We start from the raw sequence: 12681 nt of genomic DNA on the forward strand, positions 1-12681 counted from the left end.
GCATAATAATGATGATAAACCATAAAAAAACAGTATGCCAGATTGACATACTGTTTTTACAGCCATTATGCGTTTAGGTCAGTTACGACTTCTTTGCTTTCTTGTTCAGCGGCCGTTTCATCAACGACACGCTCGATGTCAGCTCCGAGAGCCGCAAGTTTTTGATGGAAATTCACATAACCGCGATCCAAGTGCTTCAGTTCCGTGACGCGTGTATGACCTTCAGCCACTAATCCCGCAAGAATCAGCGCCGCGCCCGCACGCAGGTCCGTAGCGGCAACTTCTGCGCCTTGCAGCTGTACAGGACCGTTAATGATCACAGAACGTCCTTCAATTTTAATGTCGCCATTCATCCGGCGGAATTCTTCAGCATGCATAAAACGGTTTTCAAACACAGTTTCAGTAATCATGCTTGTTCCGCTCGCACGGAGAAGCAGCGCCATCATTTGCGACTGCATATCAGTCGGGAATCCTGGGTGAGGCATCGTTTTAATGTCGATCGGCTTCAGCTGGGCAGGACCGATGACACGAAGGCCTTCTCCTTCATCCGTAATTTTGACTCCCATTTCTTCCATCTTCGCAATTAAAGACGTAAGATGCTCAGGAACCGCACCTTTGACTAATACATTTCCTTCCGTGATAGCCGCAGCCACCATGAAAGTACCCGCTTCAATACGGTCAGGAATGATGTTGTGTCTTACGCCGCGAAGCTTCTCGACACCTTCAATTTTAATGGTGCCTGTGCCGGCTCCGCGGATTTTTCCGCCCATCGCATTGATATAGTTCGCTAAGTCAACGATTTCAGGCTCTTTTGCCACGTTTTCAAGCGTTGTTGTTCCTTCAGCTAAAGCAGCTGCCATAATCAAGTTTTCTGTCGCACCCACACTTGGGAAATCTAAATAGATTTTTGCGCCCTGCAGACGGCCTTCCACTTCTGCTTCAATAAAGCCGTTGCCTACTTTGATTTTTGCACCCATTGCTTCAAAGCCTTTTAAATGCTGATCAATCGGTCTTGAGCCGATTGCGCAGCCGCCTGGAAGCGCTACTCTTGAATGACCCGTACGGGCTAACAGAGGGCCCATAACAAGCACTGACGCGCGCATTTTACGCACATATTCAAAAGGTGCTTCTGTTTCTAAAGCGTAAGAAGCGTTTACGGTAACTTCATTATTCTCAAAATGCACATCTGCTCCTAAATGACGCAACACTTCGTTGATTGTATATACATCGGAGAGCGTAGGTACATCACATATTACGCTTTTTTCTTCACTTGCTAATAAAGATGCAGCGATAACTGGTAAAACGGCATTTTTTGCTCCTTCAACTTTCACTGTGCCGTTTAACTTCTGACCGCCGCGGACGATGATTTTTTCCAAGGTATTCCCCTCCGCGTCCCTATATTCTCTATATTAATATTCAGTCGTCACGATTGGTGTGCCAACCGTAACGGTATGTTTTTCGCCCATTCCCGCACTTCTAAGCGCAACTTGCACATTCATCTTATGTTTCGATGTCATGATGTAATCTGTCCACTTATATGTAAATGCAGAAACAGAAACGAAATGAGGCTCAACTACATGTTCAACTGGACTTGCTTCAAATTCTTTCATGAGCTGTTCTGCTTTTTTTTGCAAAACAATACTCATATTATCATTTAAATGACCCTTTAGACAAGTAAAAATAAATACTTTATTTTGAAATATGTCATGTGCCTGCCGTTCAAACTGTTCATATGTATCATTCCAGTTTTCCGGTTGCTCCGGGCTCATTTGCTCATATAATAAATACGAAGTTGGGTTCTGGTTTTTGAGGGTAGTGACGAGCTGCAGTTTAAAAGTTGTGTGATTTTTTTTGTCAGAATACGTGCCGACGGCCTTTACGATTTTATCTTCCCGCGCGGTTTTCCAGTGATATTGCGGATACTGCGTCTTCAGTTCTTTTACCTTGTCATCAAATTCACTCAGTGACAGGTTCAGATTTTCTTTCGCATGAAGCGTCCATTCATCTACAGTGACATGCTGCCGCTCCATTCCTTCGGCAATCTGGGCAAGCGGAGACAGCTCACTTGCATGAATGGAATGAAATACCGCTATTAAGGCGCTTAAAAAAACAAAAAATAAGATGATGCGGCCTGCTCTTTTTTTCTTCATATCGATCTCTCCCCCTTACTCCCATTTTTGCCGGAGCCGGGGAAAGCGATACATGGAAAACTTCGTCAAAACTCGCCAAGCGGGTGAAGAAAAATTGGTTGCTCACCCAGCGATTCCCTTCATTTCAACAGACGAAACATCTTAAAATAAGTATGGAAGCTGTTTCGAATAGGTAAGATAATCTAAAAAGAAGTCAGCGACTGCCGTACCGATCGCAATGGTAAGAAGAATGATCAGCAGCCTCGCCTGCACTATTTTTCCTTTTCGGATCAGCGGATCAAAGTTGACGGCCTGAAGCGCCCACCATGTCACCGCAATGCATACCAGGTGAACCAGGATGCTGATTGCGGCCTGCTGCCCCAATACATTCACAAATCCCATCTCCTTTCATTTTTTCCGCCCCTCATATCCTCTCTTATTATATAAGAAGAAGAGAGAAAGATGATCATTTTTACATCAGAATTTTTATCCAAAATTAGGGCCAATCCCCGCTTAAATGTCCGTTCTCCGGCATGATATACTTTTTTGGAAAGGAGATGGGAATATGAATCATTCCTTTTTTCATCCGGAAAAGCAGTATGGAGAAACACTTCCCGTATTTGACCACGAGTGGGAAGCGATAGCATTCTACTATGATTATAGACAGTCTCAAACAGAGGAACTGAAAGAATTATGTCAGTTTTTCAACATTTCTCTTGATTATTCACGCGGCAGCCTGCTGGAAGTGGAATCTCTTTACTTCCGCAGCATAAAAGAGCTGCTTTTGGCGGATTGGAACCTGCCGATTGACGAATTTGAGAAAATGCTCAGCGTGTATGTCATCGATTGCGCCATCCGACACCATGACGATGCCGAATGGGTCGTCAAACCTTATCCGTATACGGACGGCGCCTATACGACGGGTGTGCGGAGAGGAAACAAAACGTGGCACACCGACAACTGCTGCGAACATTTATATCTGCAAAAAGAAGAGGATCATCCGCTTATCGGCGTCTATGAATCTCTTATGCGTTAATATAGAAAAAGAATCCTTCTCAGACAGCCGAGAAGGATTCTTTTTTAGTTTCCTGCAACATCCAATCTGTTTACAGCCCGCTGTAACGCAAGCTCAGCCCGACGAATGTCAGTATCATCTGATCGTTTGTTCAAACGGTCTTCCGCCCGCTTTTTCGCAGCAAGGGCGCGCTCTTTATCAATGCTTTCCGCTGTTTCAGCGGCTTGTGCAAGGATAGTGACCTGATCAGGACGGACTTCTAAAAATCCGCCGCTGACAGCCGCCAATTCGGTCTGCCCGTCTTTTTTAAGGCGGACAGCGCCGATTTTAAGCGGAGCCACGGTCGGAATATGGCCAGGCAAGATACCGAGATCACCGCTCTCGGCTCTTACACTTACCATTTCAATATCAGCATCATATACTGGGCCGTCGGGAGTAACGATATTGACTTTAACGGTCTTCATGCTTTTACCCTCCTAGGACCAGATTAAACTTCTACACCCATCTCTTTTGCATTCTCAATGACTTCTTCAATGCGTCCCACAAGACGGAATGCATCTTCCGGAAGATGGTCATATTTACCGGAAAGGATTTCTTTAAAGCCTCGTACCGTTTCTTTAACAGGCACGTAAGAACCCTTTTGTCCCGTAAACTGCTCAGCTACGTGGAAGTTTTGAGAAAGGAAGAACTGGATACGGCGTGCGCGGTGAACGACAAGCTTGTCTTCTTCACCTAATTCGTCCATACCGAGAATCGCGATAATATCCTGAAGTTCTTTGTAACGCTGAAGCGTTGACTGGACTTCACGCGCCACCGCATAATGCTCTTCTCCGACAATTTCCGGAGCAAGCGCGCGGGAAGTGGAAGCCAGCGGATCAACCGCAGGGTAGATACCCATTTCAGTTAATTTACGCTCAAGGTTAGTCGTTGCATCCAAGTGAGCGAACGTTGTCGCCGGAGCCGGGTCAGTGTAGTCATCGGCAGGCACGTAGATCGCCTGGATAGATGTAACTGAACCAACGTTTGTAGACGTAATACGCTCTTGAAGCTGACCCATTTCTGTCGCAAGCGTCGGCTGATAACCAACCGCAGAAGGCATACGGCCGAGAAGCGCGGAAACCTCTGAACCCGCTTGTGTGAAACGGAAAATGTTATCGATAAAGAACAGTACGTCCTGTCCTTGTTTATCACGGAAATGCTCAGCCATTGTAAGACCTGTCAGTGCTACACGCATACGTGCGCCCGGCGGCTCGTTCATTTGTCCGAAGACCATGGCTGTTTTCTTGATAACGCCTGAATCGCTCATTTCGTAGAAAAGGTCGTTCCCTTCACGAGTACGCTCTCCTACACCGGCGAATACGGAAATACCGCCGTGCTCTTGCGCGATGTTGTTGATTAATTCCTGGATTAATACGGTTTTACCTACGCCGGCGCCGCCGAACAAACCGATTTTACCGCCCTTGATGTAAGGAGCGAGCAGGTCAACAACCTTAATTCCCGTTTCAAGAATTTCAACCTCAGTTGAAAGCTCATCGAATGAAGGAGCTGATCTGTGGATCGGGTCCTTTTGAGCATCCGCAGGCAGCGGTTCATTTAAATCAATTTTATCTCCCAGTACGTTAAATACGCGTCCGAGAGTCACATCACCGACAGGAACAGAAATCGGCGCACCTGTATCAACAGCTTCCATTCCGCGCTGAATTCCGTCCGTAGATGCCATGGCAATTGTACGGACTGTATCATCGCCTAAATGAAGAGCAACCTCTAGCGTTAGGTCGATGCCTACTTCATTTTCGCCTGTAGCTGGCTGTGAAACTTTAATCGCATTATAAATCGCAGGCAAGTGGCCGTCCTCGAAACGTACGTCGACAACCGGTCCAAGCACCTGACTTACGCGTCCTTTCTTCATCGCTATCCCTCCTGACAAAATCTTTCTATTCTAAAGCGGCTGCACCGCCGACAATTTCGGTAATTTCTTGTGTAATCGCCGCTTGACGCGCGCGGTTATATGAAAGCGAAAGTGAATCAATGAGTTCTTTCGCATTATCAGTCGCATTTTTCATTGCTGTCATTCTCGCAGCGTGTTCACTTGCTTTACTGTCAAGAAGCGCGCCGTAAATTAAGCTTTCCGCATATTGAGGAAGCAGCACTTCGAGCACCTCTTCTTCATCCGGTTCGAACTCGTAAGAAGCCGTGCGCTTCCCGCCGCTCGTTCCGAAATCCGTTAAAGGCAGCACTTTTTTCTCCGTCACTTCCTGTGAAATCGCACTGACGAAATGGTTATACACCAAATGCAGTTCATCAAAAGCGCCGTCGATAAACATTTGAACCGTCTGACGGGTCAAATCTTTAATCTGAGCAAAAGTGACCTCGTCGCCAAGCCCCACTAACTCAGACAAAATCGGCATTTCTCGTTTTTTGAAGAAATCGCGGCCGACTCTGCCGATTGCAATCACCGTGTATTCATCTTTAGACTGATGGCGTTCTTGAATGGTGCGGTAAGCGTTTCGCAAAACCGAACTGTTAAACGCACCCGCAAGCCCGCGGTCAGACGTAATGACGAGATACGCCGTCTTTTTCACTTCTCTTGAGACAAGCATCGGGTGTTTCGCGTTTTTCGCGCCTTTTCCGACGTTAAACACAACCTCCTGGATCTTATCCATATACGGAGCAAATGACTTCGCGTTGGTTTCCGCACGGTTCAGCTTCGCAGCGGATACCATCTGCATGGCTTTTGTAATCTGGCTTGTTTTTTTCGTTGACGTGATCCTTGACTTAATATCGCGTAATGAGGCCAAAGATTTCACCACCTTTATTCTTCATTTGCGTAAAAAGAGAGAAAAAGAGAACCTTTTTCTCTCATCTTCTAAGGGTTAGTTGCTTGGTGCAAATGTGCGTTTGAAGCCTTCGATTGCAGCTTTGAAGTCTTCATCAGCAGGAAGGTTTCCTGTTTTCGCAATGCCGTCAAGCAGATCTTTATGGTTTTGATCAAGGTACATGTAGTACTCTTCTTCAAAACGTCTGATATCCGCAACCGGAATATCATCAAGATATCCTTTTGTCAGCGCATAAAGAATGGCTACCTGTTTTTCAACCGGAAGCGGTTTATTCAAGTCTTGCTTCAGCACTTCAACTGTACGCGCACCGCGGTTCAGTTTCGCCTGAGTCGCCTGGTCAAGATCAGATCCGAATTGGGCGAACGCTTCAAGTTCACGGTATGAAGCCAGGTCAAGACGCAATGTTCCCGCTACCTTTTTCATCGCTTTGATTTGGGCTGATCCGCCGACACGGGATACGGATAATCCGGCATTGATCGCAGGACGCACGCCTGAGAAGAATAGGTCGGATTGAAGGAAAATCTGTCCGTCAGTAATGGAAATGACGTTTGTCGGGATATAAGCGGAGATATCTCCTGCTTGTGTTTCGACGAACGGCAGCGCCGTAATTGATCCTGCGCCTTTTGCGTCACTCAGCTTGGCTGCGCGCTCAAGCAGACGGGAGTGAAGATAGAATACATCCCCAGGGAATGCTTCACGGCCCGGCGGACGGCGAAGAAGCAATGACAGCTCACGGTAAGCGGCCGCTTGTTTGGATAAATCATCATATACGACGAGAACGTGCTTGCCGTTGTACATGAATTCTTCACCCATTGTCACCCCTGCATACGGTGCAAGGTACAGAAGCGGAGCCGGCTGTGAAGCGGACGCCGTCACGACAATCGTGTAATCAAGCGCGCCATGCTTACGAAGTGTTTCCACTACGCCGCGCACTGTAGATTCTTTTTGACCGATCGCTACGTACACACAGATCATGTCTTGATCTTTTTGGTTTAAGATTGTATCAATCGCAACAGATGTTTTACCTGTCTGACGGTCCCCGATAATCAGCTCACGCTGTCCGCGGCCAATCGGAATTAACGCGTCGATCGCTTTGATACCCGTTTGCAGCGGCTCATGTACTGATTTACGGTCCATTACGCCTGGAGCCGGGCTTTCGATCGGACGTGTTTTGCTTGTCAGAATCGGACCCAGTCCGTCTACCGGCTGTCCGAGCGGGTTGACGATACGTCCGATTAATTCTTCACCTACAGGAACTTCCATGATGCGGCCCGTTCTTTTGACCTCATCACCTTCACGGATATCTCTGTAAGGTCCTAAGATAACGATACCTACGTTGGATTCTTCAAGGTTTTGAGCCATACCCAAAACGCCGTTTGAAAACTCAACAAGTTCACCGGCCATACAATTGTCAAGGCCGTGCACACGCGCAATACCGTCTCCGACTTGGATGACTGTACCTACGTCATGAACTTCAATTTCAGATTGGTAATTTTGAATTTGCTGCTTTATCAGCGTGCTAATCTCTTCAGCTTTGATGCTCACTTAGGTTTCACCCCTTCTATCGATTTCCTCCGGCAAGTTGACGTTCCATGCGCTCAAGCTTTCCGCTCACGCTTCCGTCATAAATCCGGTTTCCAATGCGGACTTTAATGCCGCCTATTAAATCCGTCTGCACTTCATTTCTGATTCTGAGCGAAGCGATTCCGGCTTTTTTTGCAAACACTTGAGACAATGATAACATTTCCGCTTCTGACAGCGGTTTTACTGAATAAACAACCGCGTCCTCTGTCTGACGGGCCTGATTGGCAAGTTTGATAAACTCGTCTGTGAGATCAGGCACAATCGAAGACCGGCGGCGGTCAATCAGAAGAAAAATCGTATGCAGCACAGACTCAGACAGTGCGCCGAACGATTGCTGAATCAGCTCTTTTTTCTTAGCGGCCGATACCTTCGGATGGCTTAACACTTCCTGTAATCCGGCTTCGTTTCGGAACACTTCTTTTAGTACGGTAAGCTCTTCTTCGATTTCATTGATTTGAGAAGTCTCAACGGCAATGTCGAAAAGCGCTGACGCGTATCGTTTAGAGACAGCAGATCCACTCATCGGCTTTCTCCTACCTCTTTAAGATAGTCCTGAATCAGTTGTTCCTGGGCTTGTTCATCAAGCTCTTTTTCAATCACTTTCGATGCGATTAAGACAGAAAGTGATGCGACTTGCTCGCGAAGTGCGGAAACCGCTTGTTCTTTTTCTTTGACAATTTCGGTTCTCGCCGCTTCTTTCAATCTTTCAGACTCGGCGCGTGCAGCCTGAATAATGTCTTCCTTCTGCTTTTCACCCAGTTTTTTCGCATTTTCAATGAGTGATTGTGATTCCTGTTTCGCTTCTTTTAAAAGAACGCGCTGCTCTTCAATCAGCTTCTGCGCTTCTTTATTTCTTTCTTCAGCGGACGTAATTTCGCCGGCGATATGATCTTCACGCTGTTTCATTATATTTAATAGCGGTCCCAGAGCGAATTTCTTGAGAAGCGCTAATAAAACTAACATAGCTAACAATTGGAATAGGATATCTCCGCCGTTAAACGACAGTCCTAATTCAAGAGGTAATTGAGACATCTACTACGGCAACTCCCTTCTGCAGGTTTTCTCTGCTGATAAAAAGCCGTTTCGGTACGGCCTGCTTATCAGACATAAAGCAATGGCGAAGGTTCTCTTAGAGTGATCTTCGCCATTTTTAGTTCATATAAGGCTTTTTTGCTTAGCCAAAGAACGCTAAGAACGCGATAACGACAGCGATAATCGGAAGGGCCTCAACCAATGCGATACCCATGAACATAAGAGTTCTAAGTTCTTTTCCTGCTTCCGGCTGACGGGCGATTCCCTCTACCGTACGTGAAACGATCAGACCGTTACCAATACCTGCACCAAGTGCACCTAAACCGATTGCAATTGCAGCTGCTATTAAATTCATGAAAAAGTTCCTCCTTTAAAATGTTATCCGAATGGATATATGATTTTAATGATCATGACTGATTTTGTGTGACATGTACACCATCGTCAGCATCGTAAAGATAAATGCCTGGATGGTCCCGATGAACAAGCTGAACGCCTGCCATGCAAGCATCGGAAGAATGGCTCCGACTGTGCCGACCAAACCGAGAAAGAAGCTGTTTGAGTAGAAATTCGTCGCCAGATTCGCAAGCAGGCCAAGAAGAATTTCCCCGGCGAAAATGTTACCGTAAAGACGAAGTCCGAGTGTCAGCGTATTCGCAAACTCCTCAATGATCTTCATCGGGAACATAAGCGGAACCGGTCTGAGGTAATCCTTAGAGTATTCCTTCAAACCTTTCATCTTCACGCCGTAATAGTGCGTTAACGACACAACCATAACGGCTAGAGTCAGAGTAATAGCCGGATCGGCCGTCGGTGATTTCCACCAAAGCTCGTGTCCGACCGTTACAGAAAACGGCAGCCCCAGCATATTTGATACAAATATGTACATCAGCAAGGTTACACCAAGCGCCAAGAAGTTAGCCCCTGTTTTTAAATCCATTGTACTGCCTATAATATTGCGGACAAAATCAACAATCCATTCCATGAAGTTCTGGGCTTTTCCCGGACGGATAGACAGCGTTCTCGTAGTAAGAATCGCAATCAGCAGCACAATCACACTTGCCACAGTAATCATCAGAATGTTTGTCAGATTAAAAGTAAGACCAAACAAATCAATAGTTCTGTAATCGTGATTCAATGGGTTTTCACCTCTCTTCCATTGATGAACGTTTGAGCTGAATAATGGAATCTATCATAATGACGGGATAAATTGTCATTAATCCAATAATCACACTTGCCACACTGACTTTATCGGGATATTTAAAGGCGACAGCCATCGCAAGTATCGCATTGCACCAACGCGCTGCGCTCCCGAGTGATCGTATGGACTTTCCTTTCGCCACGGCCTTGTCAAAAGCATTCATTCTTCTGGTCAAGAGCCACAAATTAAACAAACTGAAAACAGTTCCCAAAAAGAGGCCTAAAAAAACAGTTTTATACGCCGTAAGACCATATCCCAGCAAATAGATTGCTAAGATCACAAATACATATCTTCGTTGTCTGCTGAATGTAAGATTGGGATCGTCCATCAACTATCTGTCTCCTGATGAAAATGTAATATAATTCCTGGATACGGCAAAACATGCGGTTAACCCTTTGCAGAAGGCCTTTTTTGTCCGCAAAACGGCCTGTTCGAAAAAACCACTCATCCTCCTGATGCCACGGGATGCTGTTTCATTCGCTTAGATAAATCCTCATATAACGGGTTTTTTGGAGGATTTAAAATGAGGATGGATACTAGAAATGAAAGGAATGAAAACCTTCTCATAATACCCTCGTTTAGCATACAATAGCCCCTAACATGTGTCAATCTGTTTAAAGTTAAAAAACTTTTTATACCGGAAGCATACACAGAATGTTCACAAATTCACCTATAAATGTATGAACTCTGCCCATTCAGCAAATATCTGGATAAAAAAAAGAAAACCCCTGAATGAGGTTTTCCGATTTATTTGGTTCCGTACAGTCTGTCACCCGCGTCACCGAGGCCCGGAACGATATAGCCTTTTTCATTCAGTTTTTCATCAAGGGCGGCGATATAAATATCAACGTCAGAATGATGTTTCATCAGCTCTTCCACGCCTTCCGGAGCCGCTACAAGACACATAAAACGAATGTTTCTCGCGCCGCGCTTTTTCAGGCTGTTTATCGCTTCCACCGCAGAGCCTCCCGTAGCAAGCATCGGATCCACGACAATAAATTCGCGTTCTTCTACATCAGAAGGAAGCTTGACATAGTATTCCACCGGTTTTAAGGTTTCCGGATCACGGTATAATCCGACATGTCCCACTTTAGCGGCCGGGATTAATTTCAGCATGCCGTCAACCATTCCGAGACCCGCTCTCAGGATCGGCACGATACCGAGTTTCTTCCCTGAAATCACTTTGGATGTCGCTGTTTGAACAGGTGTTTTCACTTCCACTTCTTTAAGAGGAAGATCACGTGTAATTTCAAACGCCATCAGTGATGCGACTTCGTCCACAAGGTCTCTGAAATCCTTTGTGCCTGTATTTTCATTCCGAATATATGTCAGCTTATGCTGGATTAAAGGATGATCAAATACGTAAACCTTTCCCATACTGTGTTCAGCTCCTTTTTTGTTGTCCGAGTGACTTTTTCACACTTCTATTGATTCTACAGAAAAAGACAAACAGTTTCAAGAAAATCATAAAAAAACCCGCCGGATTAAGGTTCCGGCGGGTTTCTTCCTTATTAATAGTCCAGTTCTTTATATAAAGGAAACTTTTCAGTCAAGGCAGATACGCGCTGTCTCGCTTCTTCAAGTTTTGCTTCGTCTTCATGATTTTTCAGCGCGAGGCCGATGATGGCGCCGACTTCTTCAAGCGCGTCACCGTCAAAGCCGCGGCTTGTCACAGCTGCCGTACCGAGACGGATTCCGCTTGTGACGAACGGTTTTTCCGGATCGTAAGGGATCGCGTTTTTATTAGATGTAATGCCGATTTCATCAAGAACGTGTTCAGCGACTTTTCCGGTCAGACCGAGAGAACGGAGGTCGACAAGCACAAGGTGGTTATCCGTTCCGCCTGATACGAGCTGAATGCCCTCTTTGTTCAGAGACTCAGCCAGGCGCTTCGCGTTCGAGATGACGTTTTGCGCATATGTTTTGAACTCATCTTCAAGCACTTCTCCGAAAGAAACGGCTTTGGCCGCGATGACATGCATAAGCGGTCCGCCTTGGATTCCCGGGAAAATGGATTTATCAATCTTTTTGCCGAACTCTTCACGGCAAAGGATCATTCCTCCGCGGGGTCCGCGAAGTGTTTTGTGAGTCGTTGTCGTTACAAAGTCAGCATAAGGAACCGGATTCGGATGAAGACCGGCTGCGACAAGACCCGCGATATGCGCCATGTCGACCATGAAGTAAGCGCCGACTTCATCAGCGATTTCACGGAATTTTTTAAAGTCGATCGTGCGGGGGTACGCGCTCGCTCCGGCAACGATGAGTTTCGGCTTATGCGCCAGCGCTTTTTCACGCACATCTTCATAATCTATATATTGCGTGTCTTTATCGACACCGTATTCTACAAAGTTGTATTGAACGCCGCTGAAATTAACCGGGCTTCCGTGTGTTAAGTGGCCGCCGTGGGAGAGGTTCATCCCGAGCACCGTGTCGCCGTGCTCTAAAATCGTGAAGTAAACAGCCATGTTCGCCTGAGCGCCTGAGTGCGGCTGAACGTTTACATGCTCAGCTCCGAAAATCTCTTTCGCGCGGTCGCGGGCGATGTCCTCAACGACATCAACATGCTCACAGCCGCCGTAGTAGCGTTTGCCGGGGTAGCCTTCAGCATATTTGTTTGTTAAAACAGAGCCTTGTGCTTCCATTACCGCTTCCGTCACGAAGTTTTCAGAAGCAATTAATTCGATCTTAGTCTGTTGACGCTTACGCTCATCTTTGATGGCGTTAAACACTTGTTTGTCTTGTACAGGTAAATGTTTCATCAGCGAGATCCTCTCCTATCCGTTTCCTGTTCTTTATTTTTACCACCCTTATTGTACATGGTTTTTCAGGTGAATGTAACAGCTTATTTAAAAAAATCACAAAATTTAATTAGAAAACACGAACATT

General features: G+C 46.0%; 15 protein-coding genes. 1 reads left to right on the forward strand and 14 read right to left on the reverse strand.

All coding sequences use genetic code 11. The features are described 5' to 3' along the window. Nucleotides 1-65 precede the first annotated feature (65 nt). The 3 genes from murA to J6600_RS17320 all read right to left on the reverse strand — a co-directional run bounded on the left by murA (nt 66) and on the right by J6600_RS17320 (nt 2522). Nucleotides 66-1376: a UDP-N-acetylglucosamine 1-carboxyvinyltransferase gene (gene murA, locus J6600_RS17310; protein ID WP_029972866.1), complete on the reverse strand. Its 1311-nt coding sequence runs from the start codon at nt 1374-1376 to the stop codon at nt 66-68. A gap of 33 nt (nt 1377-1409) precedes the next feature. After that, a complete protein-coding gene (locus J6600_RS17315) occupies nt 1410-2150 on the reverse strand; it encodes a YwmB family TATA-box binding protein (RefSeq protein WP_029972867.1) in 741 nt (246 codons plus the stop codon). 141 nt (nt 2151-2291) lie between these two features. Further along, nucleotides 2292-2522, reverse strand: a complete 231-nt coding sequence (locus tag J6600_RS17320; protein ID WP_007614366.1) for a DUF1146 family protein — start codon at nt 2520-2522, stop codon at nt 2292-2294. A gap of 172 nt (nt 2523-2694) precedes the next feature. Here J6600_RS17320 and J6600_RS17325 point away from each other — a divergent pair, with 172 nt between their 5' ends. Further along, nucleotides 2695-3165, forward strand: a complete 471-nt coding sequence (locus tag J6600_RS17325) for a hypothetical protein (RefSeq protein ID WP_209387676.1) — start codon at nt 2695-2697, stop codon at nt 3163-3165. A 44-nt stretch (nt 3166-3209) separates the two neighbouring features. Here the strand turns inward: J6600_RS17325 and J6600_RS17330 are convergent, their stop codons facing one another. The 11 genes from J6600_RS17330 to glyA all read right to left on the reverse strand — a co-directional run bounded on the left by J6600_RS17330 (nt 3210) and on the right by glyA (nt 12554). Next, nucleotides 3210-3608 carry a F0F1 ATP synthase subunit epsilon gene (locus tag J6600_RS17330; protein WP_003151176.1) on the reverse strand — a complete coding sequence of 133 codons (399 nt, stop codon included), beginning with the start codon at nt 3606-3608 and terminating at the stop codon, nt 3210-3212. A gap of 23 nt (nt 3609-3631) precedes the next feature. Then, nucleotides 3632-5053, reverse strand: a complete 1422-nt coding sequence (gene atpD, locus J6600_RS17335; protein WP_003151173.1) for a F0F1 ATP synthase subunit beta — start codon at nt 5051-5053, stop codon at nt 3632-3634. Between the two features lie 25 nt (nt 5054-5078). After that, entirely contained in the window at nt 5079-5942 is an 864-nt protein-coding gene (gene atpG, locus J6600_RS17340) for an ATP synthase F1 subunit gamma (RefSeq protein ID WP_003151172.1), read from the reverse strand. Nucleotides 5943-6017: 75 nt separating this feature from the next. Continuing rightward, nucleotides 6018-7526, reverse strand: coding sequence for a F0F1 ATP synthase subunit alpha (atpA, locus tag J6600_RS17345; RefSeq protein WP_017418736.1), 1509 nt, complete (start codon nt 7524-7526; stop codon nt 6018-6020). Nucleotides 7527-7542: 16 nt separating this feature from the next. Next, nucleotides 7543-8088 carry a F0F1 ATP synthase subunit delta gene (locus J6600_RS17350; RefSeq protein ID WP_003151169.1) on the reverse strand — a complete coding sequence of 182 codons (546 nt, stop codon included), beginning with the start codon at nt 8086-8088 and terminating at the stop codon, nt 7543-7545. After that, entirely contained in the window at nt 8085-8597 is a 513-nt protein-coding gene (gene atpF, locus J6600_RS17355) for a F0F1 ATP synthase subunit B (protein ID WP_003151168.1), read from the reverse strand. Before atpF ends, J6600_RS17350 begins: the two co-directional genes overlap by 4 nt. 142 nt (nt 8598-8739) lie before the next feature. Then, nucleotides 8740-8952, reverse strand: a complete 213-nt coding sequence (gene atpE, locus J6600_RS17360; protein WP_003151167.1) for a F0F1 ATP synthase subunit C — start codon at nt 8950-8952, stop codon at nt 8740-8742. Between the two features lie 45 nt (nt 8953-8997). Further along, nucleotides 8998-9732: a F0F1 ATP synthase subunit A gene (gene atpB, locus J6600_RS17365; RefSeq protein ID WP_014419099.1), complete on the reverse strand. Its 735-nt coding sequence runs from the start codon at nt 9730-9732 to the stop codon at nt 8998-9000. A gap of 7 nt (nt 9733-9739) precedes the next feature. Continuing rightward, the gene (gene atpI / locus J6600_RS17370) at nt 9740-10123 is read right to left on the reverse strand and encodes an ATP synthase subunit I (RefSeq protein WP_003151155.1); all 384 of its coding nucleotides are present in this window, start codon (nt 10121-10123) and stop codon (nt 9740-9742) included. 419 nt (nt 10124-10542) lie between these two features. Further along, on the reverse strand, nt 10543-11172 hold the full coding sequence (gene upp, locus J6600_RS17375; RefSeq protein ID WP_014419100.1) for a uracil phosphoribosyltransferase: 630 nt from the start codon (nt 11170-11172) through the stop codon (nt 10543-10545). Nucleotides 11173-11306: 134 nt separating this feature from the next. Continuing rightward, the gene (glyA, locus tag J6600_RS17380) at nt 11307-12554 is read right to left on the reverse strand and encodes a serine hydroxymethyltransferase (RefSeq protein WP_014419101.1); all 1248 of its coding nucleotides are present in this window, start codon (nt 12552-12554) and stop codon (nt 11307-11309) included. Nucleotides 12555-12681 lie beyond the last annotated feature (127 nt).

Origin of the sequence: Bacillus sp. LJBV19 (assembly GCF_017797845.1) — a bacterium.
GTDB classification, from domain to species: domain Bacteria; phylum Bacillota; class Bacilli; order Bacillales; family Bacillaceae; genus Bacillus; species Bacillus velezensis.

Bases quoted from the DNA above. Each gene is read 5' to 3' on its own strand.
- J6600_RS17315 (WP_029972867.1), bottom strand. From the start codon at position 2,150: ATGAAGAAAAAAAGAGCAGGCCGCATCATCTTATTTTTTGTTTTTTTA.
- upp (WP_014419100.1), bottom strand. From the start codon at position 11,172: ATGGGAAAGGTTTACGTATTTGATCATCCTTTAATCCAGCATAAGCTG.
- atpD (WP_003151173.1), bottom strand. From the start codon at position 5,053: ATGAAGAAAGGACGCGTAAGTCAGGTGCTTGGACCGGTTGTCGACGTA.
- atpF (WP_003151168.1), bottom strand. From the start codon at position 8,597: ATGTCTCAATTACCTCTTGAATTAGGACTGTCGTTTAACGGCGGAGAT.
- J6600_RS17350 (WP_003151169.1), bottom strand. From the start codon at position 8,088: ATGAGTGGATCTGCTGTCTCTAAACGATACGCGTCAGCGCTTTTCGAC.
- atpI (WP_003151155.1), bottom strand. From the start codon at position 10,123: ATGGACGATCCCAATCTTACATTCAGCAGACAACGAAGATATGTATTT.
- J6600_RS17325 (WP_209387676.1), top strand. From the start codon at position 2,695: ATGAATCATTCCTTTTTTCATCCGGAAAAGCAGTATGGAGAAACACTT.
- glyA (WP_014419101.1), bottom strand. From the start codon at position 12,554: ATGAAACATTTACCTGTACAAGACAAACAAGTGTTTAACGCCATCAAA.
- atpE (WP_003151167.1), bottom strand. From the start codon at position 8,952: ATGAATTTAATAGCAGCTGCAATTGCAATCGGTTTAGGTGCACTTGGT.
- J6600_RS17330 (WP_003151176.1), bottom strand. From the start codon at position 3,608: ATGAAGACCGTTAAAGTCAATATCGTTACTCCCGACGGCCCAGTATAT.